General features: G+C 44.0%; 18 protein-coding genes. 4 read left to right on the top strand and 14 right to left on the bottom strand.

Translation table 11 applies throughout. From position 1 onward, the window contains the following. Positions 1–232 precede the first annotated feature (232 nt). Entirely contained in the window at positions 233–1,522 is a 1,290-nt protein-coding gene (locus OA79_RS03300) for a cation:proton antiporter (RefSeq protein WP_063331799.1), read from the top strand. A gap of 166 nt (positions 1,523–1,688) precedes the next feature. After that, positions 1,689–2,561: an alpha/beta fold hydrolase gene (locus tag OA79_RS03295; RefSeq protein ID WP_231908786.1), complete on the top strand. Its 873-nt coding sequence runs from the start codon at positions 1,689–1,691 to the stop codon at positions 2,559–2,561. Positions 2,562–2,693: 132 nt separating this feature from the next. Here OA79_RS03295 and OA79_RS03290 read toward each other — a convergent pair whose 3' ends face one another. Next, the gene (locus OA79_RS03290; protein WP_063331797.1) at positions 2,694–3,341 is read right to left on the bottom strand and encodes a hypothetical protein; all 648 of its coding nucleotides are present in this window, start codon (positions 3,339–3,341) and stop codon (positions 2,694–2,696) included. Between the two features lie 161 nt (positions 3,342–3,502). Here OA79_RS03290 and OA79_RS03285 point away from each other — a divergent pair, with 161 nt between their 5' ends. Beyond that, positions 3,503–4,420, top strand: a complete 918-nt coding sequence (locus tag OA79_RS03285) for a homocysteine S-methyltransferase family protein (RefSeq protein WP_156486209.1) — start codon at positions 3,503–3,505, stop codon at positions 4,418–4,420. A 51-nt stretch (positions 4,421–4,471) separates the two neighbouring features. On the opposite strand, the gene OA79_RS03280 is transcribed toward OA79_RS03285, so the two are convergent. The 13 genes from OA79_RS03280 to OA79_RS03220 form a co-directional block, all read right to left on the bottom strand. Then, entirely contained in the window at positions 4,472–5,086 is a 615-nt protein-coding gene (locus OA79_RS03280) for a PqiC family protein (protein ID WP_231908785.1), read from the bottom strand. Continuing rightward, a complete protein-coding gene (pqiB, locus tag OA79_RS03275; protein ID WP_082825358.1) occupies positions 5,086–6,732 on the bottom strand; it encodes an intermembrane transport protein PqiB in 1,647 nt (548 codons plus the stop codon). The genes OA79_RS03280 and pqiB overlap by 1 nt, the downstream gene beginning before the upstream one ends. Further along, positions 6,722–7,987: a paraquat-inducible protein A gene (locus tag OA79_RS03270; protein WP_231908798.1), complete on the bottom strand. Its 1,266-nt coding sequence runs from the start codon at positions 7,985–7,987 to the stop codon at positions 6,722–6,724. The genes pqiB and OA79_RS03270 overlap by 11 nt, the downstream gene beginning before the upstream one ends. A gap of 180 nt (positions 7,988–8,167) precedes the next feature. After that, positions 8,168–8,671: a DUF2867 domain-containing protein gene (locus OA79_RS03265; RefSeq protein ID WP_063331795.1), complete on the bottom strand. Its 504-nt coding sequence runs from the start codon at positions 8,669–8,671 to the stop codon at positions 8,168–8,170. Between the two features lie 116 nt (positions 8,672–8,787). After that, entirely contained in the window at positions 8,788–9,786 is a 999-nt protein-coding gene (locus OA79_RS03260; RefSeq protein ID WP_063331794.1) for a hypothetical protein, read from the bottom strand. A 10-nt stretch (positions 9,787–9,796) separates the two neighbouring features. Continuing rightward, complete coding sequence (locus OA79_RS03255; protein WP_063331793.1) at positions 9,797–10,396, bottom strand: hypothetical protein; 600 nt, start codon at positions 10,394–10,396, stop codon at positions 9,797–9,799. A 344-nt stretch (positions 10,397–10,740) separates the two neighbouring features. Continuing rightward, positions 10,741–11,772 (bottom strand): 23S rRNA pseudouridine(2604) synthase RluF, encoded by a 1,032-nt coding sequence (rluF, locus tag OA79_RS03250; protein ID WP_063331792.1) that lies wholly within the window; start codon positions 11,770–11,772, stop codon positions 10,741–10,743. A 79-nt stretch (positions 11,773–11,851) separates the two neighbouring features. Further along, the gene (locus OA79_RS03245; protein WP_063331791.1) at positions 11,852–12,337 is read right to left on the bottom strand and encodes a DUF6653 family protein; all 486 of its coding nucleotides are present in this window, start codon (positions 12,335–12,337) and stop codon (positions 11,852–11,854) included. Between the two features lie 52 nt (positions 12,338–12,389). Then, on the bottom strand, positions 12,390–12,740 hold the full coding sequence (locus OA79_RS03240; protein ID WP_063331790.1) for a putative quinol monooxygenase: 351 nt from the start codon (positions 12,738–12,740) through the stop codon (positions 12,390–12,392). Between the two features lie 8 nt (positions 12,741–12,748). Continuing rightward, positions 12,749–13,384: a LysE family translocator gene (locus OA79_RS03235; protein ID WP_063331789.1), complete on the bottom strand. Its 636-nt coding sequence runs from the start codon at positions 13,382–13,384 to the stop codon at positions 12,749–12,751. Between the two features lie 17 nt (positions 13,385–13,401). Beyond that, positions 13,402–14,022, bottom strand: coding sequence for a pyridoxamine 5'-phosphate oxidase family protein (locus OA79_RS03230; protein WP_063331788.1), 621 nt, complete (start codon positions 14,020–14,022; stop codon positions 13,402–13,404). A gap of 45 nt (positions 14,023–14,067) precedes the next feature. After that, positions 14,068–14,652, bottom strand: a complete 585-nt coding sequence (locus OA79_RS03225; protein ID WP_063331787.1) for a DUF6151 family protein — start codon at positions 14,650–14,652, stop codon at positions 14,068–14,070. A 26-nt stretch (positions 14,653–14,678) separates the two neighbouring features. Then, positions 14,679–15,371: an aspartate/glutamate racemase family protein gene (locus OA79_RS03220; RefSeq protein WP_063331786.1), complete on the bottom strand. Its 693-nt coding sequence runs from the start codon at positions 15,369–15,371 to the stop codon at positions 14,679–14,681. A gap of 790 nt (positions 15,372–16,161) precedes the next feature. Between OA79_RS03220 and OA79_RS03215 the strand changes: the two genes are divergently transcribed. Continuing rightward, entirely contained in the window at positions 16,162–17,127 is a 966-nt protein-coding gene (locus OA79_RS03215) for a carbohydrate porin (RefSeq protein ID WP_063331785.1), read from the top strand. The last annotated feature ends 10 nt before the right edge of the window (positions 17,128–17,137 follow it).

Below are 17,137 nucleotides of genomic sequence, written 5' to 3'. Positions count from 1 at the left end.
GCTGCATTATACAGAGCTTATGATTTCGCTTCACCTATAACCAACCATTTGGTTAAGTTTTGAAAGTAAATTACTACATTTTTGCCTTAATCCGCACTTAATTAGATTAAGATCAGTTTTACGCCGTGATTTTCGTGACACGACTGATCCCAAGGGCTAACATAACCAGCCTAGCATTCCTCTATGCGTCTATTCTTGTCTTCAAAACTATTGATAAAAATAAGGTTCTCAAATGAACGCTTGGTATCTCATTTGTTTTCTTTCGGCTTTAGCGGTTTTTATCGCTTTTACGAACCAATATGTCTTAAAAATGCAAACCACCATTGCCATCACCACAGGCTCAGTGGTTATTTCACTACTTTTGATCCTAGCGGTAAAAATGCTTGGCGACCAAACCGCCTTGTTCATTACCCAAGTGGTGGCGGGAATAGATTTTAATCAGCTGCTTCTCAAAGGCATGTTAGGTTTCCTTCTTTTTGCGGGGGCATTGGAAATTGACCTAACGGCGCTGCGCAAACAACGCTGGGAAATTACCATTCTGGTCCTCTTTTCCACCTTGGTTTCCACCTTGATTGTGGGTTACTTAAGCTTCTATATTTTTGGCCTATTAGGCTTCCCCGTTCCGCTGATTTATTGCTTGTTGTTCGGCGCACTCATCAGCCCAACGGACCCGATTGCAGTACTCGCCATCATCAAGCAAATGAGTGCGCCACAAGGTATTTCCATTCAGGTCGAAGGGGAATCACTGTTTAATGATGGGGTGGGTTTGGTCATCTTCACCACCATTTTTTCGATTGCCTTTTATGGAACGGAAGCGCATTTTGCAGATGTGGCAGAGCTCTTTCTAGTGGATGCCATTGGCGGCATTGTATTTGGCTTGGCCATTGCGGTCGTTGGCCATTTTGTCATCATTAATTGCAAAGACATTAATATTCGCTTGCTGGTCACCTTAACCATTCCATCCGCTGGCTTTGCCTTAGCAAACATTTGGGAAATATCCGGTGCGTTGGCAATGGTCACCAGCGGTATTTTGTTGGGTAACATTACTCGTCAAAAAGCCATAAAACGTCGAGGCCCAGACGGCACTCGCTATGTGAAAGATTTTTGGCACGCGACAGACAGCTTTTTAAACGCCTTACTGTTCCTTATTATCGGCATGCTCATTGTCACCATGCCGTTCTCGTGGGAAGTGATTGGGCTTGGTTTAGTCATGATCCCTGTGGTGTTATTCGCGCGTTTTATCAGTGTGGGCAGCCCTTATTTAGTCTTCAAGCGCTTCCGTCATTACGATAAGCACTCAGTTAAAATTCTAACTTGGGGCGGACTTCGAGGTGGCCTTGCCTTAGCCATGGCGGCGGCGATCCCTTCCGAAGAGATTATGATTGAAGGGTTTGATCTACATGACTTAATCGTCATCATCACCTACGTGGTGGTCATTTTCTCCATCATAGTACAAGGTCTAACCATTTCACCTTTGATTCAAAGAAGCATTGAAGCGGCACAACATAAAACCGACAACTAACTAATGCTCCAAGAAACAAGCTCAAATAAAAAAGACCGCAAGGTCTTTTTTATTACCCTAAATAAGCAATAAGTCACTGATTCGACTGGTTAAGTGTATTAGATTGACGCTATATTAGGATTCTATTCAAACGACAACCATTTATGACTAAGAAGGATCTTACGCTGTGTCGGGTAACCATAAGATGATTCTTGATCAAACCGAAATAAGTAAACGCAATAACGTTAAAATTCTGGGGGAAGGCCAAAAGACCATGATAATGGCTCACGGCTTTGGCTGTAATCAAACCATGTGGCGCTTTCTTCTCCCTCAATTAACGCCACACTACAAAATTGTGTTATTTGATTATGTTGGTTGTGGTTCATCTGACTGTCGAGCGTACCAAGCAGATCGTTACCACTGCTTAGATGGTTATGCTCAGGACATCATTGAAATTTGCGATGCGTTTGACCTTCAAGACTGCATCTTTGTTGGCCACTCCATCAGTGCGACCATTGGTTGGATTCTTAATCAACAACGGCCCGATCTGATTTCTCATCACATCATGGTGTGTCCATCCCCCTGCTTTATCAATATAGATGACAGCTATTCAGGCGGTTTTGATATGCAAGACCTAGAAGGCTTGATTGGCCTAATGAGTCAAGATTATCTCGGTTGGGGACAATATCTCGCCCCGGTCGTTATGGGCAGTGAGTTACCGGATGAAGCCTCTCAAGCAGATGATCAAGAATCGATGGTTTGGGAGCTTCTAAACAGTTTCTGTGCAACGGATGTGACCTTCTCTTTACCCTTCGCCAAAGCCTGTTTTTACTCTGACAACCGCCACCTGTTAAAACACATCAATCGCCCCAGCTTAATTTTACAGTGTTCAGACGATTTATTGGTGAACTTAAACGTCGCAAACTTCATGGCAAACGAAATCCCCAATAACCAATTAGACATCATAGAAAGTAAGGGACACTGCCTACACATGACCAACCCTGCGAATGTCATGGAAAGCATGAAACGCTTTCTAGCAGCTCAGTCCCCTTCGCTCTAACATGGTTCTTGTGTACGGATTCATCTTATTGGCGGATTGACCTTGTTTGAAAACGGCATGGTTTGAAAACGGCATGGTTTGAAAACGGCATGGTTTGAAACGGTATGGTTGACGACGCTTTCGACGCCATCATCACTCTCGATAAACAGCAAACAAGGTGCCGTCTTTATAATGACCGAGTAACTCTCGAATACTCATTTGAATGACTTGGTTATTGTAGTAAGACGCGTCTGCGGCCGTCCCCTGTTTCAAATCTTTGCGCACGCCTCGCTTGCCATCGTAAGCATGAGAGCTACTTTTGAGAAGCACCTGATTGTTTTCTACGGTAACAACCATCATGGTGCCGTACTTGTATATCGGATCTTCATTCTGGAAAATTTTCGAAAAGTCGACTGAGTAAATGTCATTCGCTCGCGGTGTTTCAAGATACGCTAATGTCTTGCTTGCTTGTTCTTGCTGAACATAATCGTTCGCTAAAAACACACAAGGCACGATAACCGCCCAGACTTCAATTGGAAGAAACAGAAAGGTATGAGCTGAGGGGCGTGTTTTCTTACCGGTTTCCGAATGGACTCGCCATATTCGATCGCGCACATTAAGCCACAAACCAATGGCAGCGACGAGCAAAGCAACCGCCGCCACAGAAAAGAGTTTTACCCAGCGATTTTGTTGGTAAAAATCCTCCCCCATCACGCCATCCACCAGCATTTGAACATCCACAAAGGCGGCAATAAAAATGACCGGAGCAAGCCAACCAAGTCCTTTCCAGATCGGTAACATTTTATCTTCCTTCAAAACGCCTTTGGCTCTTTATTAAATTTTAATTTCAAAACAATTACAAGGAACCTTTTCTTATCACGATTTCATCACAGATTAACTATTGATAAGTTAGAAAATCGGTCTAAAATCGCCACATACACAACTTCAGACTAGGATTATTTATGACCGACATTACCATTCTAGATGGTGGCATGGGCCGTGAACTTGCGCGTCTTGGCGCCCCCTTTAAACAGCCAGAATGGTCTGCCCTCGCATTAATGGAAGCCCCCGAAACCGTCAAGACGGTACACCAATCTTTTATTAATAGCGGTTCTCAGGTTATCACCACGAACAGTTATTCTCTTGTGCCTTTTCACATAGGTGAAGACGTGTTTCAGCAACGTGTCCGTGAACTGACTCACTTGTCTGGCAAACTTGCCCGTGACGCTGCCGATGAAGCAGACCATGAAGTACAAGTAGCCGCTTCTGTGGCACCTTTATTTGGCTCTTACCGTGCCGACCTGTACCAAGCCGATCGCGTCACTGACATCGCCACACCGATTATCGAAGAGCTGGCCCCATTCGCCGACCTATGGCTACTAGAAACCCAATGTGTCATTGACGAATCCAACCGTGTCATCACTTTAATCGAACAAATCGACACGGCTCAAAAGCCAATTTGGGTATCTTTTACACTAGAAGATTCTGAACAAACCGCAGAACCCTTACTGCGTTCTGGCGAAACCGTCGTCGACGCCGTGAAAGCCATGCAAAAACGGGGAATTGATGCCATTTTGTTTAATTGCAGCCAACCGGAAATCATTGGTGAAGCCATTGAATTAACGCAAAGGCTATTGAGTGAAATGGGCGAAAATAACATCAAGATCGGCGCTTATGCCAACGCCTTCCCCCCCACACCCAAAGATGCTACGGCGAATGATGGCTTAGATGAGTTGCGTGAAGACCTTACACCACCAGCCTACCTAACTTGGGTTCAACAGTGGCAAAGCAAAGGCGCCAGTTTGATCGGCGGTTGTTGCGGTATTGGGCCTGAACACATTCTTGCCATTAAAGAATACACTCAAAATCACACATCTTAATTTCAGTAAAGTAGGCTAAATCACGTGCTTTTAGCCTACTCTTTTATGCTGTTATGGCGTATTTAACTCTTCGGCAATCTGTTTTGCCATGGGGTCCACTACCTGATTAATCCAGTTACTGGCCAGCGTTTGAGTTAAGGTGGCATAGCCGTCAGAACGAAGATAATCGGTCACATCAAACACCTGAGTATTCAGTATTTCTCCTTCCGCAGAAATCAATTGCCAGCGCCCCGTAATGTTCACTCCGCCCTGCAGATCCGCATAGAAACGATCCACCTCGATGTTTAGTTGGGCAATGGCATAACTTGGTAAACGCTGTCTGGAGTACCAGGAAATGTTATTCAGAGTCTTCTCCAGACGCTGTTGAGTTAATCGGGTTAATTGTGGTGCTAAAGCTTCCGCCCACAAATGACTTTGCGAACGATGCACCCCACCCGTCTTTGATACCAATACGATCTCGTTACCAGACAAATAATTTGCGACCTCGACCGGCATCATTTGGATCTGCATTGGTGCCGTTGCTATGACGTTTACTTCGTCGCTTGAACTGTCGACTAAAAGGTATTCATAGCTGGGGGGTGTCGAACTCGCACACCCCACCAATACTGCCGTAATCAAACCCAAGACCATCATTCTTACTAACATAAACAGCTTTAACCTTTTCATTATTTCGCCGCTCTGGGCTGTATTTCTACTTTGGGTTTACTATCAAAAATCAGTCGATTCGGATTTTCTCTCAATTGCCTTAATAAAGGTTGCAACTCATTTAAGGCCCTGTCTAATGACACCAAATTCTGACGTAATGGCTGTCCGATCAAACCATCGGCTTGATAGGTTTCCAACGTTTGATTCAAGGTTCGAATGGCAGCGGATAAATCACCAGGGATTTGTTGCGTCTCCGACTGATCCATCAATTTTCTGACACTGTCACTGACTTGTTGTAAACGTTGTAACGTCGTATCCACTTCCGACATAGTATGCCCCAATTGCTTAAAGGTTTTCTGCAAGGGGACTTGCGCTAGGTTGTCGAGCATCAAGCTGATTTTAGACTCGATGTTAGCAAGTGAATTGGGGGCCGTAGGGAACACATCATAGCCCTCAAATTCCCGCCAGCGGATCGGCGAAGGGGTGTCCATAAAGTCCAAACTAATGACCTTGGCGGCATTCAAATAATTCCCAATCACCAGAGACGCCCGTAACCCTTTGTCCATACGATCGTCTAACATAGCGTCCCATTGGGACAATGACATCACATCGGGCATATCAGGGGTATTTAAGCGCTGCGGCTCAATGCGAGCCAACACTGGTATGACAGGTGTATCCAACTTAGATAAGGACGTCATGGAAATACCACTAAAAGGCACTTCCATAACAGTACCAATGCGAACCCCTCGAAACTCAACGGCAGCGCCAGGATATAAGCCACTCAGATTCGCATCAAACAAAAACACATATTCTATGAACTCATCGTAAACTTGATTATCAGCACTTTCTTTCGAGTCAAACAATTGAAATTCAGACTGATCGGCTACGGCATCACCTGCGGGCCTGCCATCTGGCAAAGCAAAAGAAATCCCTCCCGAGAGGAAGGTTTCCAAGGAATCTAAACTAAACTCGAAGCCACTGGCGGAACTCTTAAACGACACACCTGGGGTTACCCAAAATTGCACCGCTGAGTTCACCAAAGCGTCATAAGGCGAGCGAATGACCAATTGATAAGTGATGGCTTTTCGCTTGGCATCAAAGTCCACCTTCTCGATGTAGCCGACTTCATAACCACGAAAATGCACTGGTGCACCAACATCGAGAGAGGCCCCTTTTAGACTCACCAAGTTCACTCGAATGCCCTCATTTTCCGTGGCCAAAGGCGGCTGATCTAAAATCGTAAAACGAGTTTGAATTTGTCCTTTTTCCCCCGGTGTCATGTCTATATAAGCTCCGGACAACAAGGTACCTAAACCACTCACCCCTTCTTTACCTATGCGTGGTTTTACTACCCAAAACTGCGCATCTTGCTTAAGCATTTGATCCGTATCTTGGTTCATTCGAACCTGAATCACGGCATTTTCATAGTCATCACTTAAACGGATATCAATCACCCTACCCACATCCACGTTACGGGATTTGAGCTTGGTTTTACCGACTTCTAAACCGTCTGCGTTGGCAGCCACCAAGGTAATCAAAGGCCCCTGACTAGACCAATTTTGATACAACATCCAAGCGGCCACCATCAAAGCAATCAGTGGCACCAGCCAAATTGAATTAAAACGTACCTTGCGCATATTCTCGACTGGATTCAGATCATCGCTCACGCTTTGCTCCCTTGTTATATACATCATTTTCATACCGGTCTCTGTCCCAAAGTAATCTTGGGTCAAACGACATGGCGGCTAACATGGTTAGTATGATCACAGAAGTAAAAGACAATACCGCTGGGCCTGGGTAAATGGCCATTAGATTCCCCATTTGTACCATGCTGGTTAACACCGCTACCACAAACACATCGATCATGGACCAGCGACCAACCAATTCTGTCAATCTATACAGTTTCATTTTCTGTTTGGTCAGATGGCGACTAGGAAAATAGCATTGCCAAATTAACCAAAATAACGCCGCTATTTTCGCCAATGGAATGACCACACTGGCCACAAAAATCACCAATGCAACAGGATAGGATTCCAGTGACCAAAGCAGAAATACGCCCCCCATAATGGTGGAAGGTTCCGTGTTACCGAGAAACGTAGTTTGCATGATCGGAAACACGTTAGCGGGAATATACATAACCAAGGCTGCAATCAACAACGCCAACGTAGTGGATAAGCTACGTGGTCGCCGAGTATAAATTGAATGTCCACAGCGTTGACAATGCTGATGATCATCGGACAAGACAGCCCCACAAAAGTGACAACCAATCAGCCCTTGTGACTGCGCATTGCCCATATCAACAGTAGGATTCATCGCGGCGCCAGCCACTTGATGCCACAACCAACGTTTATCGACTAAGGAAACAGTTTTTAATAACAACAACACGTAACCACAAAAAGCCCAAAACGACAGCCCTAACTCAATGTCCGCCAAGCTGTTAACCTTTACCAAGGCCACAAGAATACCAACTAAAAACACATCCACCATCAACCAAGGCTGCACCACCAATAACCATCTTACACAGTAACGCTGCGCTTTATTGAACACATTGGAATGACGGAAGCTTAATACCAAAAACAAGATAGAGCTCAAATACACCAAGGGAAAAACAAACAGCGCCAAACTGATCACGGCCCCCAAAATCAAATAACCTTGTCCTAATAAAACCGTCAGGGTATCAATCAGCGTCACACTTCTTTCAACCCCATTTGTCGCAAAACTCAAAAAGGGGAAACTGATGGCTAACAGCAACATCAATACGCAGGACAAGCCAAAAGACAAAATACGCCGAGGGGCATAAGAATGAACACTGACCAGAATATGATCACAATGAGTACAGCGTAGACGCTCACCACTTTGCAAATCAGGCATGGGATTCACCTGATCACACTGCTCACAAACCGTGACCTGCTCAGAAAACATTTTTTGACTCATACAAGGCAAACATAAAGATGGCTAACAGCTCTTAGTATTCAAAAGAAAAAAGTGCTCAAAGGATAAAAAAGGGGTATCAAACACGATACCCCACCCACAATGCAAGCTATCTAAGATATACAAAAATAGCGAATTCATTCATATTCTTGATCAACCTAGGTCGATTAGTTATGACACAGCATCCAAACGAGCTAAGGTCGCCGGCACGATCTTTTTATGAACGGGTGCCACAAAGAACATATAAACCTTGCCGAAACGATTCTTCACATGCACGACAGTGGTGACATACAGTTTAAGCAAATCGCCTTCGGGTTCTAAAAACAAAGACAACTTCACATCCAAATGTTTGTCTTTATCTTCCAAAATCACTTCTTGTTCTTGGCTAGACAGGACTTTGAAAATGCCCACTTGATCACCAATTAGATAATCACACGCTTGTTTCGCTGGTATGACATCGCCAATAAAGCCCAAATTTTTTAGCCCAAACAAGATCACAACTCGATTGCGAAGCCACATTAATAGCTCTACCCATCGAGGGGTTTTCTTCACCATGTCTAACCACACCTGCATGGCCGACTGCCCTTTATTCATAGTGTGATAAGTAAAACAATCGGTAAAATAAGCATTCGCCATTAATTGGTTTATTGCCGCTGTACTCGGTACCTTCAGCATTTTTTCGTCCCTAAAAATAATGTGATTAATACGTAATTTTCAACTCACTTTCATTTCATTATACTAGCCATTTTTTCTCTGTAAGCCTGTATAAAACTGTAATAATACGTCCTAATTTATTGTGTTTTTATGGCCGGAAGATACCGACTTAACGTCAAAGGTAAGTGAGACACAATAAAACGTCGAGACGTTTGCCAATAAACCGACAACAAGAGCAATATGCTCCCCATGACCACACCCGTCATAGCAATGCTGTCCGCCACATTGCCGAAGCTAGCAAACAACGCCTGCAATGCATAAATCACATAAAACAAAGAAGACACCATAAACGCGCGACGGTCTACCGTAATAGAAATTAATGTCATGAGCAGATACAAGAGCACAATAAACACCATATTAAGAAGGCTCTCATTGCCGTCGAGAATCCCCAATGTCGAAAAAACAGGGTGAATAATTAACGGCGCTGACAACATATGCAACCAAAACGCCACATCCGATTTCCGAGTAATACGTTGAGTATCCTGAGCGTCCCAATACATGGCAAAGGCAAAACACAACACCCCAAAAACAAACAAAGTCGACATCACCATCAGACCATTTTCAGGGAGAAAAGCCATAATGGCCGAAGCCACTATGGCCATGCCTGCGGCGGTTGCCACCGCGATGGTCATCGGCACATTAAAACGTCGCCAATGCCCGTAAGCCGCAACCAACGACACCGATGTAGAGATAACTTCAGCGAACAGCTGACCTGCAAAAATGGCCTGACTCAACATAAAGCTCCCACCCACAAAACTGAGCAGGAGGAAAATCGCAGGCAAAGCCATTTTACGTTTCGCAATAAAGATGTCTCCTAGCCACCAAGCGAGGATAACAAACACCAAATGAGCGACAATTGGATTGAACAACTGCAAAACCCACAAGGATGAGAAGAGTAATAATGCGCAGGCAATCACCACAAAAATATCGTTAAACCCGCCCACTAAGCGAAAGTTTTCCTCATCAACCACAGAGGTTTTTCGGGAGCTCGCAATAAATTCGCGAAATGACATCACGGATTGCGGCGATAAAACACCCTGTTTAACCGCAGAATCAAGATCTTCATCTGTATACATATAACTGTCCTTATTGTTTAAGGAAGGTACGAAGCTGATAGCGTCGAAATACAACCAAAAAGAGTAATGCAAAGCACCCTATATTCACAGCAAAGGGAAACAACGCAGTGGCGATTGAATATTCTTCTAAAGCCAATAATACAAGGGTATTGCGTAGAATAAATAAAACAAAAAACGTCGCATTTTCCTGATCAGGAAAGGTGTAGGCTTTGCGTAACGTTGGCCCAAAACCTAACATATCAACGGTGGTTAATAAAATCACCGCCCACATGGGATCAGACATAACATACCAAAATGGCAGAGAAGATAAAGCCGCTAAGAGAAATACCCAATCCATAGCATGAATACTGGCATCAGCCCGTTTGCAGTAAGCTGCCACGGCCACTAAAATCGTCATTCCCCCAGATATGCCAATCGGCCAAGCGCCCCAACCGGCTCGAGCCTCATACTGAGCAAAGAAAACAATCAAGGTGGTCAGCCCCCAAATCACCCAAGTAAACACATGGGGTCGAGTTTGACCTCGGATAATCGAAAATAAATAGGGTAAAAAAGCCACTAAAGTCAGCATGATCGCCATGCAGCTAAACACAAATTTGATGTCCCATTCCATAACAAAAATGCTTCCCAGATCAATTCTTCTTACTATCTAAACAAATTGACCAAGACAAAAAAAGAACACCGCAGCGTTCTTTTTATTCTTACCTGTGTGCCATTGGGCTAGTGCCAATACGACCTCCTGAATTTGGACCTTCAGGCGACATAAACACACAAGCAGATAGCGGCGTTTTTACCTCAACCCGCCAACCCCTATCTTAAATAACACGGAGAACGCAGACAAACCTCCCGCCTCAACAACCATGAAGAATTCACAGTTGACGAGCAATTCGAAGATTAAGGACACAAAAGCAAAAGGACTTAACAAACAATCATGGCATGCACGAAAGTGAATTAAGTCTAACGAGGGCCTTTGCCTCGCACTGGACGCTTACCAGTCGGCTTACCTGTTGGGGTTGATTTGCCTTGTGGCTTATTCGGCTGCGTTTTATTACCGCTTGGCTTACGCCCCTTAACTGGCTTATTTGGGTCACCAAAAGGTCGCTTATCTTTACCTTTACCAGAAGGACTCGGTTTCTTACCGTCACCACGAGGATATTTGGTATTTGGCTTTGAGGAATAAGGCGTTTTGGCGGTGTTTTTCTTAGCCGCATGACTGCTGGTACTTTTTTTATTGCTTGGACGAGAACGCTTAGTCGATGGATTGGCTTCGGAAGAAGACGTCTCTATGGCTTGCAATAAAACAGACAGCTCTTTTTGCGTTAAATCTCGCCACTCACCTACCGGCAAGCCTTTTAAATTGACGTTCATAATGCGAGTACGTTCGAGCTTAGTCACTTCATAGCCAAAGTGCTCACACATACGACGAATTTGTCGATTTAGCCCCTGAACAAGGGTGATGTTAAACACATTCGGCGCCACTTTAACCACCGGGCATTTTTTGGTCATGGTCCCTAAGATAGGCACACCACCAGCCAAGCCAGAAATAAAGCTCTCGGTAATGGGTTTATTCACCGTCACCAAATATTCTTTCTCATGGTTATTACCCGCTCGTAATACCTTATTGACCAAATCGCCATTATTGGTCAGAAAGATTAATCCTTGTGAGTCTTTGTCTAAACGACCAATGGGAAAAATACGCACGCCGTGACTGACAAAGTCGACAATGTTATTGCGTTCACTGCTCTCCGTAGTACTGACAATGCCCACCGGTTTATTCAATACAATAAAAACAAAATCTTCGGCATCTTGTGGCTCAATCACTTGACCGTTCACACGCACCGTGTCACCTGGAGCAACCTGATCCCCAACCTTGGCACGTTTACCATTGATAAACACGTTGCCTTGCTCAATAAAACGGTCCGCTTCACGACGCGAGCACATACCGCTATCACTGATGTATTTATTTAATCGAATTGAGGAATTGAACATAAAAAATCGCTGTCATTCTAGGGGGTAACTTATCGGAGCGGACTATTATACACTTAAGTGACACTGAAATAAGGCGAATCTATTGCTTATTCGCCTTTACGTCTTGGTATAACCACACCATACGATCAACAAACCAAGCTTTAAAAACCATCACCCAAACATTGCCGAGTATGACAACCCAAATGTCTAGCACCCATAAGCCGTAAATAAAGAAAACTAGGCCAATCGCAGACCCCCACTGTAAGGCTTTTGCCATAACCAAATGATGGGCAGGGAGAGACTGGTTTGCTCGATCTAAATACAGCCGTTCACCGAACGTACCTTTGGAGGCCCAATTATTGTGATCTTTCGGAGGCGAAAATAGCCGTGGGTTTAGCCAGACCCAAAGCACACAGAGTAGGATAAAAACAAGGCAATGATAACCTACCCATTCTCTCGACCAAATGGCCAAACTCAACATTGGCATAATGGAAAAACGCGAATAGACACTCCAAGGGTTGGCGTGCCTACTCCAACTTTGTTCATCCATAGACATGAGTTTTTCAGCCCATTTAACCATGTCCATAAATACCTCGTCATTTGCCTTAAAACGCTAAACACTCAATTTTCATTGACCCCTAGTCCAATACAGGGGCATCAAAATCCTCTGGCTCATCCGTATAAATACACACATTCCAATCGGCGGCTAAGCCATCTTCTGCTTGACAGTAAGTGGCGAAAAAGTCACTGATTTCGTTGCGTTGACAATGGGCTTCAAAGCTCGCCATGTCCTGCCAAATTTCATTAAAGGCAATCGGAAAACTCTTACCTTCAGCAAACGGGCTGGTCAGGTGTCGAGTCACTCGATACGCAATACAACCATCCTCACGCAAAGTATTCGGTTCCAAAGACTGTAGCACCTTAAACAACGCCTTTTCTTGACCCGGCTTAGGGAGAAATTGTGCGATACAATAAACTTTCTTAGACATACTTTTCCTTAACTTCTATTAACAGCGGATTTGAGTAAACCTAAACCCGCTAAAGCAAACATGCCAGCCGTTGCTCGTTCTACCCAACGACGACACTTTTGATACATTCCCATAATACCTTGAATCGAAAACACCAGCGAATACAGGATGTTGACAAGGTAACCGACTAACATGCAAGTCAACAACGCCAACACTAACGACATCAGATCGTTATGACCTTGCATGCCCATAGACAGCGCGGCCATCCAAGCCACCACGGTTTTTGGATTGGAAGAATTCAGTATAAAACCACGCATAAACCACTTGCGGTAACTGCTGGCTTGAATTTGTTCCACACTTTGTTGACCATCGACGGTCAAAGACGCCTTAAAAGACACATACGCCAAGCGTAATAAATACAATCCGCCTAACACTTTCAGCACCATCAGAACATACACAGAGCTTTGCAGGATGGCCCCCATACCACTGACCGCCACCAGCCCCCATAAGAACATGCCAGACGACAACCCACAGCCATACACCAGCGCCACTTTACGCCCTTTACTCATGGCAATGGTGGCATTAGAGAGCGTCGCAGGGCCTGGAGAAACGGCCACTACAAAGAAAGCAAAACCAATAGTTAATAAAGAAATCGCATCGATCACAGCATTCTCCTTGAATATTAATACATCGTTTTCTGCATATGATCAGGGTAATTCTTGTCGTATTCTTCAGCACTGAATTCTATATTTTGCCTATCGGCAAAAACCTTCGCCATTTCTCCTGCCGTTGGCAGTTCCGAACGGTCAATATAGTGCTCAGCTTGCCATAACCCTGATCGTGCAATGGCTTTTTGACATTGAAAATAGGCTTTTTCTACCTGTATGGAAATCACCGAACTGGCCGCCTTACCTTGCATGGCGAAAGAGTCACACAGCGCCTGATCGACCAGAATCTGTGCGGTGCCACTAACACGAATGGTTTCCCCCACATTCGGCACCAAAAAAATCAGCCCCACCTTAGGGTTATGAATGATATTGCGCAGAGAATCAAGACGATTATTGCCTCGCCGATCGGGGAGTTGAATGCAATGTTCATTGACCACTCGCACGAAGCCCGCCGGATCACCCCGTGGAGAGCAATCCAGTCCATTTTCACCATGAGTCGCCAGAATCACAAACGTCGACTTCTCAATAAAAGCTTGGTAATGCGGGTTCAAGTAAGGAATTTCTTTCCATAAAGCTCTTTCTATGGGCTTACCATAATGAGCTTCCAAAGCGTCAATCGATTCAATCTGTTGCATAAATTCCCTCTAGTCTTAGCCATTATTTAATGGCAAGCAACGCTATCAAAGTGTTTTGCCAACTTGTGGTGTACTGACAGGGCTTCCATCACGAAAAAAGGGCGATGGGCGATGCTTGTTAAACCAAAAGCCGTTTAAGAGAAAGCCAACAGTCTGACGCAGAAAAACAAATGGCACCTTAGCATAAGCCTCTTCTGGCATCTGACCTTGGCCGTATTTTGCAAATACCTTAAAGGCGATCGGTCCAAGTAATTGCTTTTTTTGAGTGGCCGATTCAAACCGCATAAAAGCCACTGGAATCCCCACAAAAGGCAATTTCGCTGAACGGACAGTATTACCGATCGGGGTATGGCAACAGCGTGTATACCATCGATAAATCCCCTTTTCCGATAGTTGCATACAAGCAATGTGTTGATGACCTTGGGTGATCTGCATATTAGCGGGATACGTTTGCACTAGCTCAGTTCCCCCATGTTCATCTAACAGGGTGTCAGCTTGCTGAAGCTGTTGAGCATAAGCCTGACAATCACAACAATAGCACACCAAGTGAAAGCGCGTGGTGTCATCTAAGGTTAACTGACCTTCTACCGAGCCACATTGACAAGCGAGCAGCACACAGGGTGTAGTCATCTTTCTATCCCTCCAGATTTAATGGGTCATGACAGCATCCACTGCACAGCGCGTTGCGCATGAATGCTAGTGGTATCATAAAGTGGCACGTTAGTGTCAGTCTGCTTCACCAGAAGCGCAATTTCAGTACACCCTAAAATCACCGCTTGCGCCCCTTGCTGATGTAGATCGTCAATAATCTCCAGATACTGCTGGCGAGATACTGAGCGGATCTCGCCACGACACAATTCATCGTAGATGACATGATGAATAATGGCCTGTTGTGATTCATTTGGCACCATGACTTGCATGGCAAATTGATCCGTCAGACGTACCTTGTAAAAGTCTTCCGCCATCGTAAAACGCGTGCCTAATAAACCCACTTTGGTAATGCCGTTAGCTTGCAGCAGCTGACCTGTTGCATCGGCAATATGAAGCACTGGAATATGAATAGCAGCTTGAATTTTATCCGCCACCTTATGCATGGTGTTAGTACAAATTAACAGCCCATCCGCACCAGATGCCTCTACTGAAAGCGCGGCTTGACTCAAAATTTCCGCCGTTGCTTGCCAGTCACCAGCATGCTGAAGTTGTTCAATCTCTGCAAAATCCACACTGACCATATTGATCTTCGCGGAATGCAACCCCCCTAAGGCATTTTTTATTCCCTGATTCAACGCCGAGTAATAGCTAGCAGTCGATTCCCAGCTCATACCGCCCAACAAGCCAATTGTTTTCATCTTCAGGTACCTTTTTTGCTTGCTGCGGCTTCAAAACGTCGCACCAAAGTCCATTAAAATCGTGGCTCCCCCACAATAAAACGCACTTAAGCGAATAGCAATGTGACAGGCACCAAATGATTAGAATATGACGATAAGCAATCAACAATCGATTGTCGGTCAATGAAAATGCGTCCTCCCTATGCTCCTAGAAGGCGTATTTAAAGAAGGACAATTCGCCTTTAATCCCACTATATAACGTAAATACTGCACTGCGCACTAGAATCCCCCATTCGACACTCCATATAAAACCAGATTTTATAAAGGAAAAATCATCCACCAAACTCATAAAAACCAGCTTAAAAACAACTTAAAAAATCTTATATCAGCAATCTAAAATAATCGAAAAACACTTAAAAATAACTTAACAAAGTTCATTAAGTCTATATTAAGGAAAAAAGTAAATCTTAAGAAACATTAAAAAAACAATGAAAAAACAACTCTCTAATCAAATATAAAAAATCAATTTCATTTAAAATCACTTTTTTCAAAATATCATAGACAGATCAAGAAAAAAGATGAGAAAACACAGAAAAAATAAAATAAATTCTTTTAAATCAATATCTTAAAGATATTATATATAGTAATGATAGATATAAGAATACAGCAAATTAAGAACAAATTAAGAACAAAATGTGCAAAAATGATATTGTAATAAAACAACTTATTTGGCAATAATAATAACAGAAATCATCAGATTTCCTAAAAGGTCCACCTAATACATAAAAAAAACAATATAGGCTTTATCATTATGAAAAAACGCATTCTATATTCCGCCCTCTTCAGCAGCTTATTATCTGCCGGTGTGGTTGCGGCCCCTTCATTTGACGCAAACTTCGAATTAAATACTGATGTAATCGATAAGGAAGTAGGTGATACCACCTATTTGCAAACAGGTCGTGTCGAGTTGAATAGCTATGGCAAACACACTTCCGGTGATAACTTTATTGAAGGTAAAGGTACGATTGAATTGAAAGTCAATGGCACATCTGGCATTGCCGATGCTTACCTAAAAATAGGTAACGCCAATATCGACGTGCAATTGGGCCGCTTTGAAGCCACTAACCTCTTCCCTAAAGGCAAAGACGTCGTCGTTGAAAACGCAGGTGGTGTGTCTGTTTACGAAGCCAAAAAAGTGCGTGGTCGAACCAGTGATGACGGTGGTCAAATCGCCATTCATATGAATGCCAGCGAAGCCGTTCAATTTGAATTGGGAACCATATATGGAGCGGGTAATTCTGACAATGCCACTGGTGACAACACTACTAGCATCGCCGGCATTCGTCCTATCATTACGTTCAAAGCAGGATCTGCCACTATTACAGCGGGCTACGAAAGTGTTGACTACGAGCTAACGAACGGATCCAATGTGAGTCAATCAGGTTTCGCATTAGCGGCTAATTTTGATGTGTCTGGTGCCAACGTCAATCTTGCCGTCACTCAAATGGAAGATGACAACACAGACGAAGAAGTCAGCTCTATGACAGCCAACATGACCTACGACAATTTTGGTCTTGGGATCATTACGTCTAATGTTGATGATGGTGCTAACGATCCTTCCGTCACCACCCTGTACACGGCCTATACCATGCCGGTGTTTGATATCGATAATGCTTCAATGACATTAGCGGCGTCTTATTCAACCGCAGACGATGTAGCAGCAGGAGTGAACGATAAAGTTTTGGCCACTCGTCTACGCTTTAATTACACTTTCTAGTTATTAACCT

It is taken from the genome of Marinomonas sp. TW1, assembly GCF_001625355.1.
In the GTDB taxonomy this organism is placed as follows: domain Bacteria; phylum Pseudomonadota; class Gammaproteobacteria; order Pseudomonadales; family Marinomonadaceae; genus Marinomonas.
Note: the sequence above shows the minus strand (reverse complement) of the source record. Positions and strands in the feature narration are given on the sequence as shown.